Raw genomic sequence first — 15021 nt, 5'->3', positions numbered from 1 at the left:
AGTGGTAGAATTGTCTTAAGTCGGATCGCGCAAGGGTGAGCCTCTTGAATGCTCTAGGAAGATAGTGTAGCATCCGCCGCAGAGGCGGATGATTTCGTCGCCGTAACTAAATTTGGTATAACTACAGGCCTCTATGGGTCATGGGTCTGGGCGGCCGATGCTACGTGAATTTACACTGAAAAGCTCATAGCCTACTCATCCCGCACCCACGTCCGCACGTAGTCGACTTCCATGTGGGTTGGAAAGCCATCGGGGGTTGCGGCCTCTGGTACAGGAAGACGCTTGCCATCACCTGCCCAGGCGATGAGTGGTGGACGTAGCTCCATGGTCAAAGTGATATTCATCGGAAGGTGCCAGTAGTGGTTTTCCTTTTCGGCCATTTTCTCACCGTCAATATACCAAGTGATCTTTTCCGGCGTGTTCTCGACAGCATAAACATGAAAATCGTCGCGAGGATCCCAGGGGGCTTCCCATCCACCACGGCAGAGCTCCGGCACGCCGTTGGGGCGCAACCAAATTTCTTCGCCGTCTTCCATGATTCGGGCGTGGAGGTTTAAGTCGATGTAGTTCACATCAACCCTCCGCTTCAAACCGGGATTGTAGAGACCTTGCTGCAGCTCCACGATGTCGATCTCACTGTAGGTGACATCGGGGTAGTCCGGGTTGGTTTCTCCTCTGTTGCTGTAGAGCCAGAAGGCCGGACAGAGGCCGGGGAAGCGACTGCAACCTTTTATCCGCGCCTCAAAATAGCCGTAGGTCGTCTTCGTTTGGCTCTGGAGGATACCGAGTTTGTAGAAAAACTCCCGACCCTGGGAGTCAGTGTGAGGTTCGTAAACGGCCTGAATCTTCAACGTCCCATCTTCCTGCCAAACGTTATCGGGTGTCCAGGCGCGCTCTCCCCAAGGCCTCATAAAGCGAAACCATTTCCTTTCGTCGATATACCCTCCCTCGAATTCATCAGAGAAATCATCTACCAATCTCCAATTTGCCGTGGGGTCTGGGTTATCGAGGTAGGGCAACGGGTCTCCATCTACCGTGGTCTGGGGCGTATCGACGTTCTGGTCGACAGTGCTTTCCTCTTCGACTGTCTCAGGCGGTTCACTGAGGCTTCTGAGGTAAGCCAGTTGCGTTTCTGTCGTGAGATGAGCGTAATTCGTTTGCCACTGAGCGACCAGTTGCCGGCTCGACGGATCGAGCATCTCGAGCTGGAGTTCGAAATCCCCACCATTTTCCCGCCGAATGAATGCGGTAACTTCATCAACATGAAGGATCCGAGCTTCGATGGAACGTCCGCTCGTATCCGTTAGCGTGTGGAAGGCATCTTTGGAAGGTGGTGAGATTTCCTCCCCCGATGTCTGCTTATCGGGCATCCAGCCAAAGAGAAGAGCAGCAAGAAGCAAAGCGACGGGAAGTGGACGATTCGGTTTCATTGGCAAGGGTGAAGGGGCACTTTGTTCGGCGCCCCAAGGGGAATAAGAATCGCCCGATAGGGCAACGGTTTTAGAGCTATCATTCGATAGCGACTCCACGTAATTGTTGGGTTGAATGAGAGTTTGGATCGGACATGCTTGTCGTCCATGAAACCCATAAGCCCCCTGTTTCGACTTTCAGCCCTCCTCAGTGCATCAGCATGCTCAGTTTTTGCTTCAGAGTGGGTAGAGCTTTTCGACGAAGACCTTTCAAACTTTGAAATTTGGATGGGCGTTCCCCACTCGACAGTGGAGGGCCTGCCTGAAGGAACTTATCAGTCAAACGATGTGCACAATGGCACGCCGATGGGGCTCGATGCTGACGTGAAGGAGGTTTTCACTGTGGTTGAAGAAGATGGGGATCTGATCCTTCGGGTGACCGGGGAGATCTACGGAGGGCTGACCACCATAGACGATTTTTCTGACTATCACTTAAGCATTGAAATGCGATGGGGTGACAAGAAATGGGAACCTCGACTGAACCGTCTGCGGGACAGCGGGATACTCTACCACTGTTACGGGGACCACGGTAGGTTTTGGAACGTGTGGAAGTCGTCCCTCGAGTATCAGGTGCAGGAGGGCGACCTTGGTGATTTCATTGCTCTTGCCGGGCCTAAAGCGGAAATCCGGACGACTCTCCTTGAGGGAGTCAAGCGTCCCCGCTTTGATCCAGACAGCGAAGAGTATCGAGGTGGTTACATTAGTGCCTTTCCTGAGCCGGATGCTCCCCATGGTGAGTGGAATCAGCTAGACCTTTACGTTATCGGAAACAACGCGATCCACGTTGCAAATGGCGAGGTTGTTAACGTGGTTGAAAACGCGCGAAAGCCCGATGGGACTCCACTCACTTCTGGCCAGATTCAACTTCAGTCGGAAGCCGCTGAGGTCGATTATCGAAACTTTCGGATTCGTCCGATAGACGAATTTCCTGAAGAAATCCGATCACAGGTTCGTTTTAAGGGCGAGTAACTCAAGGGCCATCAAGTCTAGCCGAAGGTTTTGTTCGATTCAGCGTTTTTACGCAGGATTGAGTAGCATCCGCTGCGCAGGCGGATGATCTTTGAGTGTCGAGAGAACCCGACTCGACATCGGTCTACGCGAGCGAAGCCACGTGAAAGCCTCCCGGGAAGTTCTAACCTAGAATCATTTGCGATTAGGCGACCTCGCTGATGGTTCCTTAATTTTTCGGATCGTCAGTTTCTCGGAAACTGGATGCTGTCTTGGGTTGAGCGAGCAGGATCAGTCAGCCTCGTCTATCCAAAGATATGAGCTAAACCGTCGACGCTCTCGGTGGTGGACCGGAGACTTTTCTCCAGCTTTCCCTCACCATGAATCATACCCCTTTCACTGTCCGATTTGTCGGATCCGTGCTGATCTTTTTTACGTCGCTTCTCGAAGCTGCTGATCAGCCAAACATTCTTTGGATCATTACCGACGACCAGCGAAGTGACTCTATTGCGGCCTACAATATGGCCACCACTGGATTGGCCGAGAGCGCACTCGGTTATGTGGAATCACCGAATATCGACGCCCTTGCAGGCGAAGGTACATTTTTCACGAACGCCTTCTGTAACTCAATGGCCTGTGCGCCCTCACGAAGCTCGATGCACACAGGAAAGTATCCTCACCGGAACGGGATGTATGGCTTTCGGAAGGCACACCAGGCGATCGATGAGAAAGTCCGTAGCCGTATAATCCCGGAAGTAATGTTGGAGAATGGCTACCAACCTTCGTTGTTTGGAAAGAGTGGTTATTACGTTTTCGACTGGGAACACTACAACCAGTGGAAGGATCCTGGGTTCTACCAGCCTTTTGTTAGGAACAACGACCTTCAGAAAACGGAGGGAAGCGATTTTTGGTTCAACCGCCCTTGGTCTCCTGAGCTAGGGAAAGTAGTTGGAACCGAGGAGGTGTATCGCTTCGCCGATGGATCGGTGAAACGTTTCTGGCGTTCGCGTGTCGACCGCGAATTGACGCGTGAGGAAATCGCGATGCGTGAGGAGGTCGAGGAAGAGCTGGATATTCTGCGCTCATACACTCGGAGAAATCCCGACCTGATCATCGGGGGAGTCTCGCCTGCTGAAACCGGTGAAACGCTTGATGGTGCGATCGTGAAGGCGATGCAGCGTTACCTCAGTAATGAGGGGAAGAGCTACGAAACTGTTTCGGGGGTGCTTGCAGAGGGACCCGATCCTTCTAAGCCGGTTTTCATTCACCTCGGTTTTGTGTTTCCCCATACGCCAGTGCTACCGAGTAAGGAGTTCCGTGATCGATTTGAGGGAAAGATGTATCGTATTCCTGAATACAGTTCTGAGGAAGCCGAATTGATGCCGGATTCACTTCGTGACCTGCGCGATGATATGGATTTTTCGAGTATGACGGACGAGGAAAAGCAGCAGGCGATTCGTGATTACTATGCCTTTTGCGCGATGGGTGATCATCTCATTGGGCAGGCAGTGCAGTCTTTCAAGGACTACTGCGAAAAGCACGATCAGGAGTATCTGATCGTCTACGTCTGTGGTGATCATGGCTGGCATTTGGGTGAGCAGGGAATCAAAGCTAAGTTCGGTCCTTGGTTTCAGAGTGTTCACGACAGCGTAATCGTAGTGTCCTCGGACAAGTCGGTCTTCCCTGCAGGCAAAATCATCGATGACTGGGTAGAGTTCGTTGACTTCGCTCCAACCTTTTACGAAGTCGCAGGAATCGATCCAGACGCCCATCCCGGTCTGGATGGGGTGAGCCTTCTGACTACCTTGGAGGAGGGGCCGCAGCGTGATTACGTGATTGGTGAGATGAATCAGGTGCGCGGTGACCGTGCCTACCTTCGCAGCGAAGATTTTGCGTTCGCTATGCTCGTGCGGCCTTTTTGGACAAAGCCGGGGGAGGGGTATGAGCCGGGAGAGCGTATTCGCTGGGGTCTCGATGCGCCTGCCGACAAAGTAGATATGTCCCTCTACGATCTGAGAATTGATCCACTAGAGCGTCGAAATGTTGCTGATGATCCGGCCTATCAGGAACTCGCTACTTGGTTTCGTAATAAACTGGCGAGTATCGTTCTCGGCGATGGTCGACTCGAGGTGGACTGGACCGAGAAGAACGACTACAGCTTCCATGATTTCGCGGCTGGTGCCCACGACCGGAGACTGGATATTCCCGATGGCTTGATTCCAAGCGTTCCCGAATTGGCGAGTGTCCAGCCCTAGGTCTCTATAAAGGGCACTTCGATTAACCTCCTTTGGACGTGACGAGAGCAATTTTGGTTTTGAGCAAGGCGACGGCTTCGCTTGGCGGGCTAGAAGCCCGTCTGCAAAGCCGCAACGCGGCTCAAATCCAAAAGTGTCTCGCCCCGCCTTTCGATAAGACTCAAGGCCCTGATCCTGCCGAAGGGAAGGGGTTGCGGCAGCACCGGTTCCGGGCAGCGTTAGCGGAGAGGTCCGAGGGCCTCTGGCCCGCAAACCTCTCCGCAGCCTCACCCGGATTCCGGCGGTGCCGCAATCACGAGCCAAAGGAGGTTAATCGAAGTGCCCTAAATTGAATGTTTCCATGAAGAATTTTTGTTTCTTGTTTATCAGTGCTGCCGCTATTGCGGTTTGTCCGTTGGCAGTGGCCTCCGAAAAGCCCAACGTTATTCTCATTGTGGCCGACGATATTAGTCCACGTGAGTTTCCATTTTATGAGTCTTCGAAGTGGACAGGAGATCGGCTCGCGAAAACGCCGATGATGGATCGACTTGCCGAAGCGGGCTGTTTCGTCGAGACGATGTGGGCGACCACCATCTGCAAGCCAAGTCGGGTCTCGTTGATGAACGGAACGTATGCGCACCGGAACAAGTATTGGGACAACCGCCACATCGGAACGGACTGTCATAACATCTACACTGCATATGAGAGTGCCCCGATCACTCTTGGCAATATGAGCCGCGATGCCGGCTACGCGAATATCTGGGTATCAAAAACCCACATCTGTGATGGTGGCGACTTGTTGAGTATGGGCTTCAACGAAGGTGTTTTCAATCCGGCAGAGCCTGCGCGTCAAATGGGCTGGAATCCGTTTGGCACTCCGAATAAAAATCCTTACCCGATCTTCCGGACAGCCAATCCAAAGGACTGGGACCATGAGTCATTCTTCTGGTGGCCCGAAATCCAACTGATCAACCACCCGGATTACCCGAACGAACCTTTCAAGTTTGTCCAAACCCAGATCGACGACTATGCGCCGGATCTTGAGATGGAGTACATCTTTGACTTCATCGATCGATCGATTGCTGCCGATGAACCCTTTTTTGTTTTTCATGCGCCACACCTAGGCCATTTGGCGAAAGATCACGCGGTACCCGGCACCCCGACCGTCTGGCCCCGAACGCCCGTGATCGAATGGGATGAGAGTGGTTACGGATATACCAGGAAGGATCCAAAACACATTGAACGACCCGACGGGACCTTCGAGCGGATCAACATGACTCCAGATGGACTGAGCTATCACGTTGAGTATTTGGATTACCAGATGTGGCAATATATCGAAAAGCTTCGGTCAGTCGGAGAGTTTGACAACACAGTGATCCTATTCATGGCGGACAACGCCACTCAGGACAACGCGGGTAACTGGGGGAAGGGCCGGGTCCGAAGTCAGCAGGGCCATCATGTGCCGCTTTTGATCTATGCGCCCGAACACTTGCTCAAGGTGAATGGCCGTCAAAGAATCGTTGCGGACGTCACAGACATTTTGCCGACTCTCGCGGATATCATGGGCTTCGATTTTCCGGAGGGTTACGACAAGCTGGACGGGCAAAGCATGTGGCCCTACCTGACTGGTGAGAAGCGCAATCATCGTGACTGGATCTATTCGATGCGCATCGAGACTCAGATGATTCGCAGCGACAAGGTTATGCGTGACGGCTATGGCAGTTGGTATGACGTGAACAAGCCTGCAAGTGACTACGACACCTTTACAAAACTGGATGAGTTGCCCCACGGAGAATACAAGGACGTCCTGATCGATGAAAAGGAACGTTTGGAGCCTATCTTGGCAAAGTTCGATCTGTACGATGTCGATTCAGAAGCGCCTCCTCCGCCCCTTGATTCAGATGGTGACGGAATCGCCGATAGTTTCGAGGCGAAGTTTGGTACGCTCGAGCCGAATGCCGATCCTGATGAGGATGGCGTTACTAATTTCGATGAGTACATCCACGGTGGCGATCCAATGGACCCAAAAAGTCCGTCCGCGACACAGCTTCCTCACAGGTTTGAAGTATCGGACGCTCAGGGCAGCTACATGGCACTGCAGTTCGATCGATTGGAGGAGTTGGGACCGGACTATTGGTTTGTGATTGAGGGATCGGCTGACGGCGCCGAATGGACAACGGATGGCGTCATGCAGCAGCACACGGTGCGTTCCAATGGGGATGGGACCGAACGGGTGATTGCCCGGGTAGCGGCTGATCAAAGTCGTGCGGAGTTGAAGGAGCTACGCTTGGTCGTCCATAAACCAAAACCGCGTGCACCGCGAAAGTATGAACACCTATTGAAGTGATGGATCAATCAGTTGCGTCGGTGGATTCAGAACACCTCTGTTGATTCTCCCCGTATGACCCAACGCTCCCGTGCCGGCCTGTTCGCGTTTATCGTGACGCTTGGCGGCTTCATTTTTGGTCTCGATGCAGCCGTCATTTCGGGAACCGTTCGATTCATTGCAATCGATTTTGGTCTGAACGATCTGCAGATCGGGACGGTGGTTAGCGCCCCCGGTTTTGGCGTGCTGTTTGCCCTTGTGGTGACAGGTTGGGTATGTGAACGGATTGGTCGGAAGCGGGCACTCATCTTGGTGGCAGTCTTGTATTTGGTTTCTGCGGTTTGCTCGGCTCTTGCTTCGAGCTATTGGGGTCTAGTGGCAGCTCGGTTCGTGGGCGGCTTAGCCTTCTGCTCATTGTCGCTTGCCTCCATGTACATCGGTGAAATTTCTCCACCCAAGCTTCGAGGAAGAATGGTGGCGATCAACCAGATGAACATCGTCTTTGGTCTTTCTGCCGCTTACTTTGTCAATTACGTCATCGTTCAGAGTATCGACTCTCAAGCGGAGTGGATCGTAGGGCTAAACCTCGGCGAACACGCGTGGCGTTACATGCTGGGATCTGAAATTTTTCCGGCATTTCTCTGGTTAGTGCTCTTGTTTTGGATACCGGAGAGCCCTCGTTGGCTGGTTCATCATGGACGAGTGAATGAGGCCAAAGCGACTCTGGCGAAAATTGCAGATCCGGAGGAGGTCGAGACCCAGCTGGAGGCGATTCAGGAATCGTTGGAAAGGGAAGGGAACATTTCGGTTTGGACACAGTTCAAGCGACTCCTTTCACCCGGGATGAGACGTATTCTCTGGGTTGGGTTGTTGATTGCGGTGGTCCAGGGTCTTTCGGGAATCAATGCGATCCTTTTCTATGCGCCCACTATTTTCGAACAGTTGGGGATTGGCACGAACGCGGCCTTCCAGCAGGCGATTTGGATCGGTTTGGTTTCTGTTGTCTTCACCTTTCTTGCGATTCTCCTGGTGGATCGGTTAGGGCGGCGACCGATGGTCATCGGGGGTCTCGTCTGGCTTGCGGCTAGTCTTGGGCTTTGCGCATATGGTTTCAATCAGGCCCAATACGAACTGTCCTTGGATTCGATCGAGACTCTGCCAGAGGCTTTGGATCGGAACGAGCTCAACCTCATCGCCGGGAAGACCTACGATAGCGACATCGGCTTTAAGAAGGCTGTTGTTGAGGTGTTGGGTCCACAACAGGCAAGGGATTTTTCGGGGGCCTTGCTTCAGGCGGCGGCTAGTTTGAATGGATGGCTGATTCTCGGCGGAATCCTGAGTTTTATTGCAGCCTTCCATTTTTCGATCGGACCGATCATGTGGGTATTGTTTTCCGAAATCTTCCCGACAGCCCTTCGAAGCGTGGCGATTCCGTCGTTCGCGTTTGTAGTGAGTCTCTCAAGTTGGTTCATCCAGAAATTTTTCCCTTGGCAACTCGCCAATATGGGGAGCGCCTCGGTTTTTCTTTTTTATGCGGTTGTCGCGGTCTTCGGCTTGATTTGCCTTTGGCGGATATTACCGGAGACGAAAAACCTGAGCCTTGAAGAAATCGAAAAGCGGTTTCGAAGTGCCCTTTAGAAAAACTACTTGATCACAATCGGATCCCGAGCGTCGGCCTTGGCCTTTTGCTCCTCGTATAGCTCCCGATACAGTTGAAGCCGCATTCGCTGATATTCGCCCGCTTGAAGGAAAACATTTGCGGAGTTCCCGGCATTCCAATCGTTCCAGAGCTTTGCGAGTTGCTGCCGCAGTTCCGGGTTTTGATCAATAATGTTGGCCGACTCGTAGGGATCGTTGACCATATCGAAGAGTTCGGGAGGATCGGTTGAGTAACCCTTCTTGAGCATCTTCGCAGTCGGAGTTCGGATTGCCCATCCTGCTCCGTCACGCACGCGCCAATAGATCGCTTCGTGGGGCGGATGGTCCAGGGTGCCGTCGAGGTGTGGGATTAGATTGACTCCGTCGAGAGGGTGACCCGATGTATCGCCTTCTCCGAGTGCAACCGTAGTTGCCGCGATGTCGAGCGAGGATACGGGATAGTCGAAATCCTGTCCTCCGGGAATACCCTTAGGCCAATGCGCGATGAACGGAACCCTGCTGCCGCCTTCATACATGCTTCCCTTGCCCTCCCGCAGGGGACCATTGTCGGCCCAATTTTCGTTCATGTGGTTCACCTTTGGTGCCACACCTCCGTTGTCGGATAGGAAAAAGATCAGGGTGTTTTCAAGCTTTCCTGTTTCTTCGAGAGCATCGACTACCATGCCGATCCCTTGGTCCAGAGAGTCAATCATCGCGAGATAGGTGCGGCGGGTTGCGGGCTCAATGTGACTGTATTTTTCAATCAAGTCTGCGGGAGCCTCGAGAGGGCCGTGCGGTGCGTTGTAGGCAAGGTAGAGAAGAAAAGGAGTGTCGCTTTCTCGGATAAAATCGGCTGCGTCGCGGCTCAGGGCCGTGGTCAGGTATTCGTCAAATTCTCCGATTTGATCGTTTCGACTTAGTGGAAGGAATGACCCTTCATTGAAGCTGTAGTGTGGATTTCCGTTGGGAAGGATGAGGTCTTTGACGTTGGTCACGCTTTCAGGCCAATAGTAGTGCCCTCCGGAAAGAAACCCGTAAAAATGGTCAAAGCCGCGACTGTTCGGGTGAAACGGCTTGGAAGCACCGAGATGCCACTTGCCTATGATTCCAGTGCGATAGCCAGCTGGTTTAAGGCGCTCGGCAAAGGTCTTTTCTTCGAGTGGAAGGCCTTGATGGAGATCGTAAGGGGAGTAAGTGAAATTGGTTTCGACTCCAAATCTCGCCTGATAGCGGCCGGTGATGAGTCCGGCACGCGACGGTCCGCAATAGGGGTGGGTGACGTATCCGCTATGGAAGATGACTCCGTTTGACGCCAGTTGATCGAGAACCGGTGTGGAGACTTCGGTTGACCCCATGAAGCCTACATCGACATAACCGAGATCGTCGACAACGATGACTAGAATGTTGGGTCTTTCATCTGCCGAAAGCTTGAAGACGAAAAAGAAGAGGATGAGAGATTTGAGCAGCGATCTATACATGGTTTTGGCGTGAGAAAATCTTGGTTTTCTTAAAGTCCGTTCCGGTAGTTGGTTTCCGTCCATCGGGAATCGACCGGGATGGTGGACGGTGGCGTATCGATGTCCCCCTTCGCGACTGCGACCATTTCTATGCATTTTGAGCGGAGATGATCGAGGACGTCAGCGTGGGCTGGATCGTTGACCAGATTTATGGATTCGTAAGGGTCACTGGTAATGTGAAAGAGCTCTTCGTAGACGACGGGTTCGCCGAGAATCGTTGAGGTAAGGGAGCTTCGGTAGTCCTCTGCCATGGAAGGGGGAACGGTGTAGAGGTCTTCGGGCTTCGTGTTTAAACGTTTCTCGAGATTGTCGTTCTTGAAGTAGCGGATGTAGCGGTAGTCGTCGTTGCGCACCGTTTCACAGCGAGGGTTGCCGAAAATATTTGACCAGAGGTTTTCCCCGAAGGCCACTTCCCGCCATTCGGGTCGTTCACCCCGGAGAAAGGGTGTCAGGTCTGCACCCTGCATGGTATCGGGGATTCCGATACCGGCGAGGCTCAGGATGGTTGGGGCAATGTCGATGGAGAGGACCAGCTCGTCGACCCGGTTTCCGCTTGGAGTGCGGGGGTCGTAGATCACCAACGGAACTTTAAGGGTCGTCTCGTAGCAGAGGGATTTTCCACCGAGACCGTTCTCTCCGAAAAGAAGGCCGTGGTCGGAGCTGAAGAGAATGACGGTGTTGGTATCCAAACCGGTTTCTTGAAGCGTGTCCCGGATTTGACCGATCATACGGTCGATTCCAGTGATCGTTTGGTAGGTGCGAATGAGTCGCTCGCGAACCGTATCGGGATTGTCGACCCAGGAATAGTTGCTTTGGCGAAGTTGGACGAGAAGGAGATCGGCTGGAAGCTTTGGTTCATCGATATCGCCCTTAGCGATGTAGTTGGGTGTCAGAGGGATCGTCTGCTGAAGATCACGGTAAGCGGACCGATAAAGGGGATCGTCTTGCTCCCGTTTTTCCATGCCGCTTGTGCTGACGCCATGAGGAAGGTTGAGGCAGATTGAAAGGCAGAAGGGTTGACCCTCGGGACGCGTTTGCAGGAACTCAACGGCATTTCGCATCATCGTTTCGTTGGAGTCTGGATCGAGAAAGGCGAGGGCACCTTCTCCGATGATCTCAGTTTGGGTATCGTCGGTGGCTTCGTCGAAGATAGCGTGGCGATCCTTCGGGTAAAAGCCTAGGTGATGGTGCCCGGCATACCAAAAATCAAAACTCCGATCCATGATTCCTGTGAAGTAGCCTTTCCGGCCTATCGGTAGATGGTTCTTGCCGATATACCCGGTGAAATAGCCGTGCTCGCGGAGTATCATCGGGTAGGACTTCGCCCACGCCTCAGGGGACATCGAAGTGCCGGAGTTGAAGTTGATTCCGTGTTTACGTTCGTATTGTCCGAGCAGGTAAGAGGCGCGGCTTGGGGTGCAGATGGAGGAGGTGACAAAGGCATTGTCGAAAACGGTCCCTTCAGCCGCCATGTGGTCCAAGTTTGGCGTCTGAACAATCTCGTTGCCCATGAAGCCGACGTGGTCCGCCCGCTGGTCATCCGTGAGAATGAAAATAATGTTTGGCCGCTCGTCCACAAATGAGGCCCTCGATTCAGTCGCAGGACTTGAGAGGACCGTAAGAAGGAACGAAGTGGCGAGCTCAGGGAATAGGCGCATGGGCTGCGTCAAAGGGGTGAAAACTGACGAAGAAAGGCCTGAGAGTCTTCTACCGCGATTTGAGGTGACAAACTATCTTTTGATAAGACCATGAACGGCCTGTGGGAGAGATCACATGGGTGGATTTTTCGGTTTTTAGTGGTATATTACAATATTACCCTTGCGTTTACACGTGTAATTTTAATCCTATTGACATGCCCTCCCCATACCTACCGGACTCATCGTCCGACAATAAGCGCGGCTTCACCATCATCGAGCTGCTTACCGTTATCGCCATAATCGGAATCTTAGCCGCGATCATCATACCCATAACAGGCGGTATGGTTGAGCGTTCGAATATGGCGAAATCTTCGAGTAATCTCCGTCAAATGCACTCGGGCCTCGAACTCGTAGTTGCTGAAGGAACGGAGTATTTTCCGCCGAGCTCCTACATTCCCTATGGGGGACAGGACACAAAGTATGCGAACTGGTCGTGGCAGGATCTCGTAGGCGAAAAATTAGGCTTCGTTGAACGCGTCGATAGCCCGAACGCGTATGTGTGGAGAATTGATCCAGCAAAGTCTATTTTCCAAAATCCCGGCTACGAGCTCCCTTTTGACCCGGACAATGATATCACAACTAGTTCCTATGGATACAACTACGTAACCTTCGGCCCCGATTGGTGGCACTCAAATCCCGAGAGAAACATAGACAAATCACCTCCAGCTCGGAAGGTGAATTTGAAAGATCTCAGTAGGACCGTTATCATTGCCGAAACGGACGGAAACGGCACTGCAGATCAATTGGTCTGGCCCTACTGGGCAGCCGCTGGGGTGAACGATAAGTACAACGGCGGCGGTCATTACTTGTTCGCTGACGGGCACGTCGAATGGCTAGAGAAGGAGGTCGTCATGGCCGACCTCGACAAGTATTTCCGCAACAATTAGAAGGGAGGATCTTGGTTATTTTGGTGCGGGTCCAGTAGACTCCCGTGCAAGGATCCTCGAAGGGAGCAACGTGCTTTTTGGGTTCAGTTTTCGGTCAGGCCCAGCTCCCACAATTTCGATCAGCATCTTAATCGCGGCCTTGCCAACTTCTTTTTCAGACTGAGCCACCGTAGTCAGTGGTGGATTGGCGAGGAGTCCTAACCGCTCATTTGTGAAGCCGACAACGGACACGTCTTTTGGCACACGCAATCCCTCACGCTGAATCGTTCGTAAGGCTACAGCTGCCATTTCGTCGTTTGCGCAGATGATGGCTGTAGGTCGGGTTTTGGCGGAGAGGAGCCGCTTTACTGCTTTCTCAGTCTCGACGAAATCCCAGTTTCCTCTTTCGAGAAAATTGGGACCAAGGCTGAGGTTGAGCTTCCCGAGTGCTTTGAGAAAGCCCTTCTCTCGCTGGATGCTTGTGTCGCTGGTTTGGTCTCCTCCTACGAAGGCAATTCGATTATGTCCTAGGCTAACGAGATGCTCGACAGCGAGAAGGCTTCCTCGAATGTTGTCTGGAGCCACTTTGTAAGGAGACAGCTCGTCGCGACAGTTGTTACACACGAGGGGGATTTTGTAGCGATCGAGATCGTTCTTGAGACGGGCGGTGTCTTCGAGATTGGGATTAATATTGCAGGCGAGAATTCCCGCGACCCTTGCTCCCAGAAACCGTTGTACCGCAGCCTCGTTTTCTACCGATGAATGGACCGATTCGAGCTTCAGTGAGTAGGCGGTGTTGCGGAGCCCGAGCAGGGCACCTTCAACGATGCGACCGCCCCACTCTAAATCGAGAGCACCCGTCATGCAGCCGAGGAGGAAGCTCTTTCCGGTCTTCATTGAGATGGCCATCTCGTTTCTTTGGTAGCCCATCTCGTCCGCGGCCTTGATGACCCGCTTCGCTGTGGCCTCCGAAATGCCGAGTTTTTTGTATCGATCATTCAACACTGCGGAAACAGTTACCCGTGAAAGGTTTAGTTGCTCCGCAATATCGATTAGCTTGATCATACCCGCATTACTTTACTGTGTAGTAAAGCTGTCAACCGTTTGTTTTGAGGAAATCTTTTCAACCGACTGGGCCTGCTAGCAGATTGGGCAATTTACAATTGAATGAAAACCAAGCTGCTCTCATTGTTTATGTTACACGTGAAAAACTGGTTGGCTCAAAGACCTTTAAGCCATGCTTCTAAAAGGTCCCGCAGCTGCCTCTAGCACCACCCTTTCACAGAATTTATGTCAGTCATTGAATCTAAAATTGAAACCCAGCTCTCCGATTTTGCGAAGCGTCTAGAGGGCGTAGGCAGAATTCTTGAAGATCCGGACAACAACGTTTGGGGCTGCTCACCGATCTATGATAGTGAGGGTAACGTTCATGTGTTCTACTCCCGCTGGAGGAACGAAGCTGCTCATGAAGGTTGGTTGACCTGTAGCGAAATTGCTCATGCCATCGCGCCTCACCCGGAAGGTCCGTATGAGGTTCAAGGAGCCGTCCTGACTGGGCGCGGGGGAGATTATTGGGACAGCATGACCATTCACAATCCGACGGTTCATCGGGTGGGAGAGAAATATTATCTCTTCTACATGGGCAATTCCGACGGAACGGTGGCGACGAAGCGCGTCGGCGTCGCTTTCTCGGATTCTCTGGATGGTCCCTGGCAGCGGTTGGACGAACCTCTTCTTCCTGCTGGATCGGAAGAGCCCGATCAATGGGACAGTCTGGTCACTTCCAATCCGGCATTTGTGATGGCTCCTTCTGGCGAGTGCCGCCTTTACTACAAGGGATGGAGCAAAGCTGACCGGGAACGCGACCTGAAGGACGGGACCTGGTGGCAGGCTAACCGGCAATACGGTCTCGCTGTAGCGGATAATCCACTTGGACCGTATAAGAAATACAAGGGCAACCCGATCGTGAACATGCGTCAGTATGTAGACAAGGCGCAGACCGAAGACGCCTACGTCTGGCACGAGGACGGTGTCTACAAAATGATTCTTCGGGATATGGGCTTCTACAACCATGAGTATGGTCTTTATCTTGAGTCGAGAGATGGACTGGATTGGGATCAGTATCCCAAAATCAGCTATTTGAACTCTCAGGTTTATCTGCCGGAGGCACCCAACGGGCTGGAACGCGAGGGTCGTTTCGAGCGTCCGCAACTTTTGATGCGAGACGGCAAACCAGAATATCTTTTCTGTGCGATCGTTGGAGGGGAGTTCAACACCTCTTCGGCCGTAGTCTTACGACTGAACTAAGCTATCCTTCCTTGCTATT

10 protein-coding genes are annotated in these 15021 nt (G+C 52.6%); 6 read left to right on the top strand and 4 right to left on the bottom strand.

The features are described from left to right. Positions 1 to 191: 191 nt before the first annotated feature. Entirely contained in the window at positions 192 to 1430 is a 1239-nt protein-coding gene (locus AAGJ81_02255) for a kappa-carrageenase (protein MEM0964961.1), read from the bottom strand. A 147-nt stretch (positions 1431 to 1577) separates the two neighbouring features. Between AAGJ81_02255 and AAGJ81_02250 the strand changes: the two genes are divergently transcribed. The 4 genes from AAGJ81_02250 (at position 1578) to AAGJ81_02235 (ending at position 8615) form a co-directional block, all read left to right on the top strand. Then, the gene (locus AAGJ81_02250) at positions 1578 to 2438 is read left to right on the top strand and encodes a DUF1080 domain-containing protein (GenBank protein MEM0964960.1); all 861 of its coding nucleotides are present in this window, start codon (positions 1578 to 1580) and stop codon (positions 2436 to 2438) included. A 359-nt stretch (positions 2439 to 2797) separates the two neighbouring features. Next, on the top strand, positions 2798 to 4672 hold the full coding sequence (locus AAGJ81_02245) for a sulfatase-like hydrolase/transferase (protein MEM0964959.1): 1875 nt from the start codon (positions 2798 to 2800) through the stop codon (positions 4670 to 4672). Positions 4673 to 5012: 340 nt separating this feature from the next. Next, the gene (locus tag AAGJ81_02240; protein ID MEM0964958.1) at positions 5013 to 6998 is read left to right on the top strand and encodes a sulfatase-like hydrolase/transferase; all 1986 of its coding nucleotides are present in this window, start codon (positions 5013 to 5015) and stop codon (positions 6996 to 6998) included. Between the two features lie 54 nt (positions 6999 to 7052). Beyond that, positions 7053 to 8615: an MFS transporter gene (locus AAGJ81_02235; GenBank protein ID MEM0964957.1), complete on the top strand. Its 1563-nt coding sequence runs from the start codon at positions 7053 to 7055 to the stop codon at positions 8613 to 8615. A 5-nt stretch (positions 8616 to 8620) separates the two neighbouring features. Here the strand turns inward: AAGJ81_02235 and AAGJ81_02230 are convergent, their stop codons facing one another. Continuing rightward, a complete protein-coding gene (locus AAGJ81_02230; GenBank protein ID MEM0964956.1) occupies positions 8621 to 10093 on the bottom strand; it encodes a sulfatase-like hydrolase/transferase in 1473 nt (490 codons plus the stop codon). A gap of 29 nt (positions 10094 to 10122) precedes the next feature. Then, positions 10123 to 11790 carry a sulfatase-like hydrolase/transferase gene (locus AAGJ81_02225; protein MEM0964955.1) on the bottom strand — a complete coding sequence of 556 codons (1668 nt, stop codon included), beginning with the start codon at positions 11788 to 11790 and terminating at the stop codon, positions 10123 to 10125. A gap of 194 nt (positions 11791 to 11984) precedes the next feature. Between AAGJ81_02225 and AAGJ81_02220 the strand changes: the two genes are divergently transcribed. After that, on the top strand, positions 11985 to 12716 hold the full coding sequence (locus AAGJ81_02220) for a prepilin-type N-terminal cleavage/methylation domain-containing protein (GenBank protein MEM0964954.1): 732 nt from the start codon (positions 11985 to 11987) through the stop codon (positions 12714 to 12716). A 15-nt stretch (positions 12717 to 12731) separates the two neighbouring features. Here the strand turns inward: AAGJ81_02220 and AAGJ81_02215 are convergent, their stop codons facing one another. Continuing rightward, a complete protein-coding gene (locus AAGJ81_02215) occupies positions 12732 to 13760 on the bottom strand; it encodes a LacI family DNA-binding transcriptional regulator (protein MEM0964953.1) in 1029 nt (342 codons plus the stop codon). A gap of 225 nt (positions 13761 to 13985) precedes the next feature. On the opposite strand from AAGJ81_02215, the gene AAGJ81_02210 reads away from it, so the two are divergent. Then, on the top strand, positions 13986 to 15002 hold the full coding sequence (locus AAGJ81_02210; GenBank protein ID MEM0964952.1) for a glycoside hydrolase family protein: 1017 nt from the start codon (positions 13986 to 13988) through the stop codon (positions 15000 to 15002). The last annotated feature ends 19 nt before the right edge of the window (positions 15003 to 15021 follow it).

This window comes from Verrucomicrobiota bacterium, from assembly GCA_038744685.1.
Taxonomy (GTDB): domain Bacteria; phylum Verrucomicrobiota; class Verrucomicrobiia; order Opitutales; family Puniceicoccaceae; genus Puniceicoccus.
This window is presented reverse-complemented; position numbering and strand designations above follow the sequence as displayed.